The sequence below is a fragment of the Enterococcus sp. 125944 genome, assembly GCF_051909435.1.
Taxonomy (GTDB): domain Bacteria; phylum Bacillota; class Bacilli; order Lactobacillales; family Enterococcaceae; genus Enterococcus_D; species Enterococcus_D gallinarum.
Genome location: NZ_JBQASY010000004.1, coordinates 44,029 through 57,428 on the forward strand (window position 1 = coordinate 44,029; position 13,400 = coordinate 57,428).

General features: G+C 40.5%; 12 protein-coding genes. 11 read left to right on the forward strand and 1 reads right to left on the reverse strand.

The window, feature by feature from the left end; all coding sequences use genetic code 11:
• Nucleotides 1-284 precede the first annotated feature (284 nt).
• The 6 genes from ACTFWY_RS05090 to rbsK all read left to right on the forward strand — a co-directional run bounded on the left by ACTFWY_RS05090 (nucleotide 285) and on the right by rbsK (nucleotide 6,367).
• Complete coding sequence (locus ACTFWY_RS05090) at nucleotides 285-1,091, forward strand: alpha/beta hydrolase (protein WP_135172073.1); 807 nt, start codon at nucleotides 285-287, stop codon at nucleotides 1,089-1,091.
• Between the two features lie 296 nt (nucleotides 1,092-1,387).
• Nucleotides 1,388-2,413, forward strand: a complete 1,026-nt coding sequence (locus ACTFWY_RS05095; RefSeq protein ID WP_081131946.1) for a LacI family DNA-binding transcriptional regulator — start codon at nucleotides 1,388-1,390, stop codon at nucleotides 2,411-2,413.
• A 233-nt stretch (nucleotides 2,414-2,646) separates the two neighbouring features.
• Entirely contained in the window at nucleotides 2,647-3,564 is a 918-nt protein-coding gene (gene rihC, locus ACTFWY_RS05100) for a ribonucleoside hydrolase RihC (RefSeq protein ID WP_113849331.1), read from the forward strand.
• Between the two features lie 11 nt (nucleotides 3,565-3,575).
• The gene (dcuC, locus tag ACTFWY_RS05105) at nucleotides 3,576-4,946 is read left to right on the forward strand and encodes a C4-dicarboxylate transporter DcuC (protein WP_003125600.1); all 1,371 of its coding nucleotides are present in this window, start codon (nucleotides 3,576-3,578) and stop codon (nucleotides 4,944-4,946) included.
• A gap of 4 nt (nucleotides 4,947-4,950) precedes the next feature.
• The gene (locus ACTFWY_RS05110) at nucleotides 4,951-5,451 is read left to right on the forward strand and encodes a GNAT family N-acetyltransferase (RefSeq protein WP_311828147.1); all 501 of its coding nucleotides are present in this window, start codon (nucleotides 4,951-4,953) and stop codon (nucleotides 5,449-5,451) included.
• Between the two features lie 4 nt (nucleotides 5,452-5,455).
• Nucleotides 5,456-6,367, forward strand: coding sequence for a ribokinase (rbsK, locus tag ACTFWY_RS05115; RefSeq protein WP_113849332.1), 912 nt, complete (start codon nucleotides 5,456-5,458; stop codon nucleotides 6,365-6,367).
• A gap of 148 nt (nucleotides 6,368-6,515) precedes the next feature.
• Here rbsK and ACTFWY_RS05120 read toward each other — a convergent pair whose 3' ends face one another.
• The gene (locus ACTFWY_RS05120; RefSeq protein ID WP_096710731.1) at nucleotides 6,516-7,607 is read right to left on the reverse strand and encodes a GntR family transcriptional regulator; all 1,092 of its coding nucleotides are present in this window, start codon (nucleotides 7,605-7,607) and stop codon (nucleotides 6,516-6,518) included.
• Nucleotides 7,608-7,807: 200 nt separating this feature from the next.
• Between ACTFWY_RS05120 and ACTFWY_RS05125 the strand changes: the two genes are divergently transcribed.
• The 5 genes from ACTFWY_RS05125 to ACTFWY_RS05145 all read left to right on the forward strand — a co-directional run bounded on the left by ACTFWY_RS05125 (nucleotide 7,808) and on the right by ACTFWY_RS05145 (nucleotide 13,390).
• Nucleotides 7,808-8,695, forward strand: coding sequence for a carbohydrate ABC transporter permease (locus ACTFWY_RS05125; protein ID WP_103300226.1), 888 nt, complete (start codon nucleotides 7,808-7,810; stop codon nucleotides 8,693-8,695).
• 13 nt (nucleotides 8,696-8,708) lie between these two features.
• Nucleotides 8,709-9,575: a carbohydrate ABC transporter permease gene (locus ACTFWY_RS05130; protein WP_003125605.1), complete on the forward strand. Its 867-nt coding sequence runs from the start codon at nucleotides 8,709-8,711 to the stop codon at nucleotides 9,573-9,575.
• Nucleotides 9,576-9,593: 18 nt separating this feature from the next.
• The gene (locus ACTFWY_RS05135) at nucleotides 9,594-10,853 is read left to right on the forward strand and encodes an ABC transporter substrate-binding protein (RefSeq protein ID WP_155853066.1); all 1,260 of its coding nucleotides are present in this window, start codon (nucleotides 9,594-9,596) and stop codon (nucleotides 10,851-10,853) included.
• The gene (locus ACTFWY_RS05140; protein ID WP_311828149.1) at nucleotides 10,850-11,893 is read left to right on the forward strand and encodes a glycoside hydrolase family 76 protein; all 1,044 of its coding nucleotides are present in this window, start codon (nucleotides 10,850-10,852) and stop codon (nucleotides 11,891-11,893) included. The genes ACTFWY_RS05135 and ACTFWY_RS05140 overlap by 4 nt, the downstream gene beginning before the upstream one ends.
• Nucleotides 11,894-12,100: 207 nt before the next feature.
• Nucleotides 12,101-13,390 carry a glycoside hydrolase family 125 protein gene (locus ACTFWY_RS05145; RefSeq protein WP_311828150.1) on the forward strand — a complete coding sequence of 430 codons (1,290 nt, stop codon included), beginning with the start codon at nucleotides 12,101-12,103 and terminating at the stop codon, nucleotides 13,388-13,390.
• Nucleotides 13,391-13,400: the final 10 nt, after the last annotated feature.

A 13,400-nucleotide genomic window follows, 5' to 3' on the forward strand; every position in this document is an offset into this window, starting at 1 on the left:
ACAGGTCTTACAGCAAATGGGATTCTTTTTTCTCGGGATTTTCATGGGGCGATTGCTGCCGCGTACCAGATTGAAGGAGCCTGGAATGAAGGGGCAAAGGACTTTCGATCTGGGATACCTATTCTCAAATTGTCGGCAACCCCTTTGAAAAAACCAAGAGAAATTCGCCATCGATCGTTCCTTGACTTGACAAGTAACTACAGCTGGTCTAAAAATCTAGTATACTCATCTACAAATCAAAGAACCAGTTGTTAGCAAAATTATCATGAAATGAGGCAATTACTATGATCCATGAAGTGATCCAACCGTTTTCTAAAAGTGAAGCAACGCTTACTACCTATGCGATTGACAACTCTGAAGAGATGGAGCAGGATCGGTTGCGACCGGCAATCATTATTTGTCCTGGCGGAGGCTATGAGTTTTTATCAGACCGTGAGGCTGAACCCATAGCAATCAAGATGATGAGTTTTGGGTTTCAGGCATTTGTTCTCCACTATAGTATCAAGCCCCATGTGTACCCATTAGCATTGCAAGAGCTTGCTGCGAGCGTTCAATTGATTCGCCAAAATCATTCACAGTGGCACGTTGATCCGGAGAAAATCATTGTCGCAGGCTTTTCGGCTGGTGGGCATTTAGCAGCAAGTTTGGGCGTATTTTGGCAAGAAGACTTTTTAACAGAAACATTGTCAGGAGCCAATCACGAATGGCGCCCAAATGGGTTGTTGCTAAGTTATCCAGTTCTTTCAAGCGGTGAATTTGCTCATGAAGGGTCTTTCCGTGCTCTTTTAGGAAACCGTTATGAAGAACAAAAGGCGCAGCTTTCCCTTGAAAAGCAAGTAAGTCGCAACACACCACCAACATTTTTATGGCACACATTAGAAGATGGTCTGGTACCGGCAGAAAACAGTCTCTTGTTTGCAAAACAACTGCGTAAGTTTGACATTCCTTATGAATTACACATTTTTCCTAGAGGTGGGCATGGTCTAAGTCTCGGAACCAAAGAAACGGCCAGTGGTGGCGAACACGCCATTGAAGAATCGGTGGTTCGTTGGCCCGAGCTTTTTGCCGATTGGGTTCGATTTAATATTTAGTTAGAACCAAGATCACTCACGCTAAGTATGATTAAACTAAGGAAACGTGTAAAAGAACAGGACCGGACTTCTCGAAACCCAAAAGAACGTCCGGTCATTGTTATGTTTCATGGGTGCTGTATTTTAAAAACGCAATAGGCGCTCTTTACGTAGGCGAATTCCAAATACTCATGTCAGAAAAAATAGCCAATCGTTTGACTCTGAATGTCTTACATAAACAGAGCTATGATAGAATAGAGAAAGGACGAACCTTAAGGACTGGCGTAGAATAAAACAGGAAAGCGAGGAGAAGAAGAGTGAAGATCCGCTTGAAAGATATCGCTGAAGAAGTAGGCGTCTCGATCGCTGCTGTCTCACAAGTCTTAAATGACAAACCGATTCGCATCTCGGAAAAGAAAAAACGCTTGATCAAACAATTAGCGAAGGAAAATAATTATTCGCCTAATATTGCGGCAAAAAGTTTAGTGCTAAACAAAACAAATACGATCGGATTGGTCATACCAGACATCAATAATCCTTTCTTTGCACAATTAGCAAAAGTACTGGAAGACCAGTTGCGAAAAATTGGTTACCTTTTGATTTTAGTCAATTCAGATGATCACTTTGCGGCAGAGAAAGAATTGATTCAATTATTGATCGATCGTAATGTGGATGGACTGTTACTAGCCCTTTCGAGTGAATCTTATACTTACGAAGAAGAGTTGAAAGAGTTTTTAAGCAGTATTTCTGTGCCATTGGTGCTGGTTGATCGAGGGTTGGATAATTTTCCGGTTGGACAAGTGTTTTATAATAATCGACAAGGCGGCTATCTTGCGACCATGGAATTGATCAATAATGGCCATCAAAACATTGGTATTATGATGAACCCCGATAAAAATATCAACTGTATTTATCGCTACCAAGGATATCTGGATGCTCTGAAAGAAGCGCAGCTGCCCCAGCAAGAAAGCTGGCGGGTGGTCACAAAATTTCAGTTTGAAGATGCTTATGACAAAGCAGACCAGCTTTTGAACAATCAAGCAATCACCGGTATCGTGGCGGGAAATGATTTGATTGCTTTAGGGATCATGAAAAGAGCCAAGGAGTTAGGAATCAATATTCCAGAACAAATGTCCATCGTTGGCTATGATAATTTGATTTTAAATGATTTATTAGAAGTACCACTTACTTCTGTCGAACAAGATGTGACAGTTCTGGGAGAAAAAGCAGTTACCTCTTTATTATCAGCGATGAAAGAACAAGCGCCGCGTTATCTTCAATTGACGCCAAAAATCGTACGAAAAAAAAGCGTTGGCAAACGGTTGGAATCAAAGATAGAATGAAAAAGATAATCGTTGTGTTTATATCAGGAGGTAGCTGTTTAACTGATCAACACAACGATTGTCTAGGTTAGAATTCAGCGCAAATTTATGGAAAGCTTTTTTGTATTCGTTATTGACAGCGCTTTACATAAGTGGTATTCTTTGGGAGAACAAATGATAAAACGTTTTATCAAACGTTTTTATTTTTAGCCAATTGATAAAACGTTTTATCAAAAAACGAAAGGGGTTTACTTATGAACAAAGCAGTAATTATTGATACGGATCCGGGAATTGACGATGCAGTAGCATTAGGAATTGGCTTGTTCAGTGATCAGTTAGACGTGAAATTAATCACGACAGTTGCTGGAAACGTAGGGATCAATTATGTGACGGAAAATATGTTGAAGTTGCTGACTTTTTGGAACTTGAAAATTCCTGTGGCCCAAGGCGCAGCTGGACCTTTGCTTCGTGAAGTAAAAGATGCCAGCGATGTTCATGGTGTAACAGGAATGGCAGGGTACGAGTTTCCAACACCAAATCGCAGTTGTTTATTGGAAGAGAGTGCCGTTGAAGCCATGCATCGCACATTGATGGCTTCTGCAGAGAAGATGACGATTATCGCAATCGGACCACTGACTAATATTGCACTTCTTCTTAAAACGCATCCTGAAGTCAAAGAAAGAATTGAAGAATTGGTTTTAATGGGTGGTGCGCTAGGCAGAGGAAACTTTGGTATTTTGTCAGAGTTCAATATCGCGATTGATCCGGAAGCAGCCAAAATCGTTTTTGAAAGCGGTCTTTCGCTAGCAGTCGCACCATTAGATGTCGGGTTGAAAGCACTGGTTTATCCTGAAGACAGCGAAAAAATCAAAGACATGAATCAAACTGGAGATATGATGTACCACCTTTTCAAGAAATATCGAGGTGGAAGTTTTGGTACCGGATTAAAAATGTACGACAGCTGTGCTTTAGCTTACGTTCTTTGTCCGGAAATGTTTGAGATCAAAGAAACCTTTGTCGCAGTAGAAACAAAAGGGGAGTATACTTCTGGCGCTACGATCATCGATCTGAACAATAAACTTGACAAAGAAAAGAATTGCCGTGTCTGTGTCGATGTCGATGAGAATAAATTCAAGGAATGGTTTTTACATGCAATCAGTCAGTGTAAATAGGAGGGGAAAAAATGATTGAAGCAATTTTAGTATTAGTTGTTTTAGGTATCGTTGGTTATTTTATTATTAAGAGTTATAATCCAGCGCTTATTTTGATTATCGGGGCGATTGTCTTATTAGGTGCGTCGGTGGCATTGGGAAATCCTCTTTATCCTGAAGGAGAAGGAACTGGTCTGGCTTTCTTTGATATTTTTCTGAAACTGAAAGACACGATCATCTCACAAGTTAGCTCAGCAGGATTAGTGATCATGATTTTATTTGGCTATTCCGGCTATATGAATTTGATTGGTGCCAATCAAAAAGCGGTCAATATCTTAGTCAAGCCAATGACCAAAATCAAATCCAAAGCGTTGTTTATACCGATTGTTTTCCTGTTAGGAAATTTGATGTCTCTAGTTGTTCCAAGTGCCTCTAGTTTAGCAATTATTTTAATGGCTATTTTGTATCCGCTCTTACAAGGTATTGGAATTTCATCAATGACAGCAGCAGGGGTCATTGCAATGACCGCAACGATCATGCCAACACCATTAGGAGCAGACAATGTGATTGCTGCACAAACGTTGGATTACAACATTCTGACTTATGTGCTGTATCATGCGAAGGTCTCGATCCCAACCTTACTTATTTTAGCTGTTGTCCACTACTTCTGGCAAACGTATTGCGATAAAAAGGAAGGTTCAGAAGCGTTTGTCGAGATGAAAGAAGTTGAAAGTGCGGCGGATGAAAAAGTTGTCCCGACATTTTATGCCATTTTGCCATTATTACCTTTAGTATTGATCATTATCGTTGGAATTATTGGTATTTTTAGAGAAAATGTGACGATGGACATTTTTGTTTTGACAATGATCTCATTCTTCGTAGCATTGATCATTGAAGGGTTCCGTAAGAAATCATTTAAGATTGCCCAAGAAAGTGCAGTCGAACTGTTCAAAGGAATGGGACAAGGTTTCAGCCAAGTCGTTATGTTAGTAGTCGGGGGTTCCTTATTCACCACAGCGATTCAAAGTCTAGGCGTGATCGATTCTTTGATGAGTGCGGTTGAAAACTCTCAATCTGCCGGTGTTCTAACCACATTGATTTTCAGTGGCGCGACAGCGTTATTTGGTATTTTGAGTGGTGGTGGATTAGCCATGTTCTATGCTGTGATCGAGCTGATTCCCAATATTGCTCAAAAAGCCGGCATCGATGGTATCTTGATTGCGCTGCCAATGCAAATGATTGCTAACTTAGCGCGGACGATTTCACCAGTTGCAGCAGTTGTCATGATCGTTTCGTCATCGATTGGTGTGAGTCCGGTTCGTTTGCTGAAACGGACCAGTGTTCCTACGATCATAGGAATTATCCTAGTAGTTGTCTTGTCGCTGTTGTTACTGCCTTATTGATTTGATGGATAAGTTAATATATGCATGCAATGAAGAACTGGATGAAATTTGGCAGTTGTTTGTTGATGCAAAAAAAAATATGGAGACACAGGGGATCTGCCAATGGACAAGCAGATACCCTGATAAGGAGATCGTCAAAACAGATATCTGTAAAAAACAATTACTGATTCATAAAAATGAATCAGGAGAAATCGTTAGTGCAGGAACCCTTAGTCCAGAATTTTTGGCGCAAGAAGAGAGTCATGGGTATAATGAACATACAAAATGTATCCAAAGGCTCGTGACCAAAGCATCAGAAATGGGGAATGGGTTGGGCTCGGCTTGGTTGAAAACTTGTCTAAGAGACTTTTGTAAAGCAGGGGATGCCATTTATTCTCTGACCAACCATACGAATAAGCCGATGCAGCACTTATTTGAGAAAACCGGTTTTTCTTTGATAGAGACAACTTCTGTTACGGGTCGCGAAGCGTTTGGCCCGTTCTATATATACAAAAGAAATAGGTGATTTAGTGGGTAAAATAGCAGTTTTGGGCAGTGTGAATATGGATATTGTTATCACGACTGGGCGAATGCCAAAAATTGGCGAAACGATCATAGGAGATCAAATTGATTATTTTGTCGGCGGGAAAGGGGCCAACCAAGCAGTTGCAGCCGCCCGTTTTGGCGGAACAACGACATTCTTAGGAAAAATTGGTCAAGATACGTTTGGGGAAAAAGTCTATCGACACTTAAGTGAAGAGCAACTGGATGTCCAGTCAGTTGCACAAGAAAAAAATATCTTTACTGGTATCGCAAGTATTTTTAAATTACCGCAAGATAATTGCATCACTGTAATCTCCGGTGCCAATGGACTGGTAGATCGTGAATATGTAGATCAAATAGCTGATAAAATCATAGAAAGCGATGTTTTGCTGGTACAAATTGAGATTCCGGTAGATACGCTTCGGTATGCGTTACAGCTCGCAAAGGAAAATGGCGTGACAACACTACTGAATCCCGCACCTTATCATGATATCGTAGGGGAATTACTGCCTTATGTCGATATCTTAACGCCAAATGAGACGGAATTTGCCGCATTGATCGGTAAAGAATTGATCCCTGAACCTGAAATCGAAGCAACGATTCTAGCTTGGCAGCAAACGCACGCTACCAAATTGGTAGTGACACGAGGCAGTCAAGGGGTAAGTTTCGTTGATTCCGGTAAAATCGTGACCGTGGCATCAAAGAAAGTGACCGTCGTTGATACTACCGGTGCAGGAGATACCTTCAATGGTATCTTAGCGGCTGCATTAAGTGATGGGGTGCCATTTAAAGAAGCGGTCGTTTTAGCGAATCTTGGTGCAGGACTTTCTGTTCAAAAATTAGGTGCCCAAACGGGGATGCCTACAAGAAAAGAAGTCGCAGTCATCGAGAATAACTAAAAGGAGGACTGTCTAGTTTAAAGAATGACAGCTATCCCAATAAACACACCTCCGTTCTGACTCGTTCAGCGAGTCAGAACGGAGGTGTGTTTTTTTGTCTATTTGTAGTCGGATCGCTAATGTACTGCTTCGATAGAGGAACAGACGATCATCTAGAAATAACGGAATCTCCTTCAATCAACCGATAGCCGAGGTTGATCTTTTCAATCGTATCAGGATGAGCAATTTTTGTCAGTAAAAGATCAATGGCATGCTTGCCGATGGCTGTTTGGTCTTGCTCGATATGAGTGAAAATAAAAGCATTCAAGTCAAAAATGTTGACGGTAGGATGGTCAAAGCAAACAACTGAAAAGTCATGTGGGACTTGCCTTCCCAATTGTTCAATCGCACTCTTGGCAAGTAAAGCAATATTGTATTCTGTGGTAAAAAGAGCTGTGATCTCTGGGTTCTTTTGAAGAAAGGCCACGATAAGTGCCACATCATCTTCGATCTTGCGAGAAGAACTGGGGACCACAGAGTCGATCCTCGACAAAATTTGCTTTTGGCTGACAGCCCGGTTGGCATCCACATGCGCAGAGAGAAAACCATTGACTCGTTCATCAATCGTTGAAACACTGCTATCGGAAGTAATCAAGCCAATCTTGTCATGGTGTTTGGCAAAGAGATAATTTGTCAATTCTTTTGCAGCAGCAAAGCTATCCGTTTGCACACTGCAGATCGGCAAATTTGCCATCAGACGATCAATTACAACGATCGGGAAATTTTTAGAAATCAATTCTAAGATTTTTGGCGAGGTATATTCTGATGATGTCGGCAGTAGGATCAAACCCTGAATGCCCATTTCAATCAATTCTTGGATCAACTCATTTTCGCGATCAGGATCACCATAACTGATCTTGACGATGAAATTGATTTCTTCAGCATTTGTTTCTAGAACTGTTCGCAGTATTTGAGCACCAAAAAAGTCTGTAAAGTTGGTGATGATCAATCCGAAAATGAGTTTGTTCGGAACAATGTCTGCCTTCTTATTTGTGACAACGACAGAACCTTTTCGAGGCTTTCTGACAATGTAGCCATCCTCTTTTAACAGATCCAGTGCTTTTTTGACCGTGATCGTACTAACACTATAGGTAGTTGATAATTCTTTTTCAGTAGGCAGTGTGTCATTGATTGCGACAGTGCCTGTTTCGATTTGATGTTTCAAATCTTCATAAATCGTTTGGTACAAAGGTTTACTCATGCATGCGCCTCCATTTCTCAAAAAATAAAAGAACTATTTATGTATATATTAAATATATTATATTAATAAAGCAAGCAGTTTAATCAAAAAAACTTTTTATGAAACCGTTGACATATCCTTTTTAATTCTATATAATTCGCTTGTAAAGATATTTAATATATTAAATAGTTTTATATTATATTTAATAAGGGGGTTAATAAATGGAGTTAGGAAAGAAAAAGAGAGGGATCAATGAACAGCAAAACATTGCCTATGTATTTATTCTGGTTCCTGTTCTTCTACTAGTTGTTTTTGCAATTATCCCGATAGTGATGGCACTTTTCTATAGTTTTACCGATTATACGATCATTGAAAGCCCCAATTGGATCGGTTTAAAGAATTTCACGCGTATCTTTCAAGATGAATTTTTCTTTATTTCATTAAAGAACACTATCGTCTACACCTTACTGTATGTGCCATTGGGATTAGTCGTCTCTCTAGCAGCCGCCATGTTGCTGAATCGCAAAATGAAGACCACCAGTCTTTTCCGAACATTTTTTTACTTGCCAGTCTTATGTTCATCGGTGGCTACAGCAACCATTTGGTATTGGCTCTTAAACCCACAGTATGGTTTGCTCAATCAGTTGCTTGGTTTGATTGGAATCAATGGTCCAGCTTGGCTGTATAGTTCCAATTGGGCGATGACTGCAATCGTCATTATGAGTGTCTGGATGAGTTTTGGCGGAAACATGATGATTTTCTTGGCGGGTTTACAAGGGATCAATCCTGCTCTTTATGAAGCAGCAGATATTGAAGGCGCAAATGCGTGGCAAAAATTTAAGAGTATCACTTGGCCCCAATTATCCAAAACAACATTCTTAGTTAGCACACAATTGATCATCGGCGCTTTCCAAGTATTTGACCAAGCCTATATGCTGACAAAAGGCGGACCTGGAAATTCCACAATCACCCTTGTTTACTATATTTATAATAAAGGATTTGGTGGACTAGAAATGGGGTATGCTTCTGCGCTGTCATTTATCTTGTTCATGATCATTTTCATTTTTTCACTGGTGAATATGCGTTTGACCAATACAGAAACAAACTAAAGGAGAAAAAACGATGGCTAAAACAAAACATATGCAGTCATTCATCTGGTATTGCTTGGTGATTCTGATCAGTTTGACAACGGTTCTGCCGTTTATCTGGACCTTGTCGACATCCTTTAAATCCGATAGCGAGATTCTCAGCGGATCGATGCAAATCATTCCAAGCCACTTTACTTGGGATCATTATAAAGAAGTTTTTGAAACGATGCCTTTCTTAAACTATTTAAAAAATTCATTGATATTAGCACTTGGGGGTGTAGCGACAAATTTATTTTTTGGTTCATTAGCTGGTTATTCTTTTGGTCAGCTGAAATTCAAAGGGAAGAAACCAATCTTTCTCGTTTTTCTAGCTTCAATGATGGTTCCAAGTATTGTCACAATGATTCCAACCTTTATTGTGCTTCGGGGATTCCCGTTGGCTGGAGGGAATGATCTAACTGGTACTGGTGGGTTAGGATTGATCAATTCCTATTGGGCAATCCTGCTTCCCGGAGCAGCAGGAGCGTTCTCGATTTTCTTTATGAAACAATTCTTCGAACAATTACCAAAAGAACTCGGAGAAAGTGCTCGAATCGATGGTGCAAGTGAGTTCAAGATTTTCTGGAATGTTTATTTTCCGCTAGCAAAACCTGCTTTGACAACGCTAGGTATTATGACTTTTCAAGCAGGCTGGAATGCCTTTATGTGGCCGATGATTGTCTTGAATGCAGATGAGATGAAAACGGTCCAAGTTGGACTGGCAGCTTTCCAATACAACTACAATACAAATTATGGTCCATTGATGGCAGGAACGATTTTGGCAACACTACCTGTTTTAGTTCTATTCATTTTTGCACAACGAAATTATGTACAAGGCATGGCAGATGCCGGTATCAAATAAAACGAAGGAGTGAATGTGATGAAAAACATAATCAAAGGATTGCTGTTAGTAGCAGCGATGACAGTGTTAGGTGCATGTGGTGGAGGCAATGATCAGGCAAGCAATGATGGAGCTGGCGGAAAGCAGAAAATCACTTTTTGGGGTTCTTGGAGTGGTGACCAAGTCGATCAGCTCAATCAATTGATCGATCAATACAATGATAGCCAAGACAAATACGAGGTAACCTATAAAGTTCAAGACAACGTTGAAGAAAAGCTGCTGACCGGAATGGCGGGTGGCGAAATTCCAGATGTTATCTTGTGGGATCGCGTCAATACAGCGATGTATGCCAAAAAAAATGCCTTATTGGATCTAGATGATTTGATCAAAAAAGACAATGTAGATATGGGCGATTTTTATGAAGAAACTGTCAAAGAAATGCAATACGACAATAAACAATATGGAATCCCACTTTTAGTAGACAACCGCTCTCTCTTTTATAACAAAACATTACTGAAAGAAGCTGGAGTAGAACCACCAAAGACTTGGGATGAGTTGTTGGATGTTGCGAAGAAAACAACAAAATGGGATGGAAAAACGTTAGTGCAAGCTGGTTTTTCTCTTGATGACGTTGGATTGTTCAATATGTGGTTGCAGCAAGCTGGCGGAACCATGCTGAACGCTGATAATACTGCCACTGCTTTTAATTCTGAGGCAGGAATGACCGTTCTTGATTTCTGGGATCAATTAATGAATCAAGCGAAGGTCTATCAACAAGGATTTAATGATGGATCTGATGCATTTGCAGCTGGTAAAGTTGCGATGGCCTATAACGGACCTTGGGCATTAGCAGATTATGATAAAGTGGATGGCTTGGATTATGGGGTCGTCCCTCCAGTAACTGGACCAAATGGGGACAAAGGGGCGTTGACGGGTGGCTTTGGTTTAGTGATTCCCAAAACGGCCAAAAACCAAGAAGCTGCTTGGGACTTTATTAAATGGTGGACGACCAACCCAGATATCGGTGTCGAGTTTGCAAAAATTTCCACTTGGCTACCAGCAAATATCGAAGCAGCGCAAAATACCTACTTTACTGAAAATGAGAAGTACAAAGCTTTTGTGGAAACCATGGATTTTGCTAAAATTCGACCAACTGTTATGGGGTATTCCGATGTCGAAAAACTAGCCCTTATTCCACAATTAGAAAATGTCTTTTCTGGAAAAACAACGCCGCAAAAAGCACTAGAAAATGCTCAACAACAAGGTGACAAAATATTGAAAGAAGGATCAGGAGAATGACCGATTTTAACAAGTATGCCGATCTTGCACAAACAAGTATCGATTATTTCTATCAAGCAGCTTCCAAAGAACAATTTATGAACAACGTTTATCCATTGCGGGATGAGAAAGAAAATGAAACATTCAATTACTGGTGGATCGCGCATTTAGTGGATGTACGCATTGATGCTTATCTGCGGACCAACGATATGGCTTACTTGCAGCAAGCAGAAGAAACCTATCATTACAATAAAGCAAGAAACCATAACACATTGCTGCATGAATTTTATGATGACATGTTGTGGAACGCATTAGCTGGATTACGTTTGTATGAATTGACTAAGAAAAAAGAATACCTAGCTGACGCCCGAGAAGTATGTCTGGATATTTTTGATACTGCTTGGAATGATCATATGAATGGCGGATTTGCTTGGAAACGCACGCAGCTTGACTATAAGAATACACCTGTAAATGCACCAATTATTATTCTAGCATTACGTCTGTATCAAGTTGAAGCCAATGAACGCTATCTGACTACAAGCCAACAGACACTAGAATGGATGAAAAAATATTTGGTACAGCCGGACACACAATTCGTAGAAGATGGTATCAATCGTAACGGCGATGGCAAAATCGATGTGCAATGGCAATTTACTTACAACCAAGGGGTCTATATTGGAGCATTGATAGAATTTTATCATGTGACTGACGATATTTCTTATTTAAAAGATGCAATCACTTGTGCCAAAACATCCTTTGAAGTTATTGGTAAAGATGGGGTCTTCAATGATGAAGGAGATGGTGGTGACATAGGATTGTTCAAAGGCATTGAATACCGTTATTTGAATCTCTTAGTCAAAGAAGCAGAAAAAGTGGGCTTAGACATAGCCTCCATCAAAGGATTTGTGACATCCAGCTGTGAACGCTTGTTAGAGCATAGTCAGAAGGAAGGACATCTGTTAGCTTACCGAGACTGGTTAGTCGCAGAAATTCCAACTAGTGTTTTCTTGTCTGACCAATTATCAGGGGTCATGGCATTAGAAAGTGCTGCAATCATTTAAAGTTTGAAGAGAAATATCAGTAGACAAAGCGAAAGGACTGGCAGCAGATTTTCAAGATCAGCAAAGGTTGGTTCATTCTTAGCAAATCGGGCATAGGATGGAGGATTGAACAGTCTTGAACATCAACTACCCGAAGCTTCTCGTTGCAGAAAGACCAGCGGCTTTGTCTACTTTTGTCGGCTCTTCTTTGTAAAAGGGGAAAAGAAGATGGGATACAGCGAAATACCGAAAGTAATTAAGAGTTTTATGGAGAAAATCACGTTGCTTTGTGGCGAAGACCATGCAAATTGGGCGGAAAACTTTAATGCGGCATTTGCCAATACCGTATTAACCACTGTCAAGAAGCAAGAAGATGGCAGTACCTTTGTTTTGACAGGTGATATTCCTGCAATGTGGCTGCGAGATTCAACCGCTCAAGTCCGTCCGTACCTGTGTTTAGCAAAAGATGATCAAGAACTGTCTGATATGATTGCCGGATTAGTCAAAAAGCAATTTATGTTTATCACTATCGATCCTTACGCTAATGCCTTCAATGAAACAGAAAATTTTGCCGGACACCAAGATGATCTAACCGAAATGAACGGCTGGATCTGGGAACGGAAATATGAGATCGATTCATTGTGCTATCCGATCCAGTTAGCCTATCTACTTTATAAAAACACCGGGCGCACCGATCACTTTGATAAAAACTTTATTGAAGGGGTCAAAAAAGTCCTAACCGTCTTTCGGACAGAACAAGATCACGCGCAGTCACCATATCAATTTGAGCGCCAAACAGAACGTCAAGAAGATACGCTGAAGTTCGCCGGCAAAGGAACCCCAGTTGCTAAAACAGGGATGACTTGGTCAGGATTTCGTCCAAGCGACGACGCTTGTGTCTATGGCTATTTGATTCCGTCAAACATGTTCGCTGTTGTGATATTAGGTTATTTGGAACTGATTTTCTCCGACATTTTAGATGTGCCTGAATTAGTGGCCGAAGCAGCCGATTTAAAGCAAGAGATCCAAGCGGGGATCGAAAAATATGCGTATACGACGAATCAAGCTGGCGAAACGATCTATGCCTATGAAGTGGATGGGTTAGGCAATGCCTCTGTCATGGACGACAGCAATGTACCTAACCTGATTTCTGCACCTTATCTAGGCTATGGCTCCATGGAAGATCCAACTTATCTAGCTACGAGAAAAACACTTTTAAGTGACGAAAATCCTTATTACTATCAAGGCGAATTTGCTAGTGGGATCGGCTCATCTCATACACCGCATAATTTTGTTTGGCCGATCGCGATGGCGATGACTGGATTGACGACATCAAACAAAGAAGAAAAAGCCCAAATTTTAGATCAATTGGTAGCGATCGATGCAGGAACGCATTTGATGCATGAGGGTATCAATGTCAATGATCCAACGGATTACACTCGTGAATGGTTTTCTTGGGCAAACATGATGTTTTGTGAGCTAGTAATGGATTATTTCGATATTCGAGTAGAAAAGTAGGGATAGACAA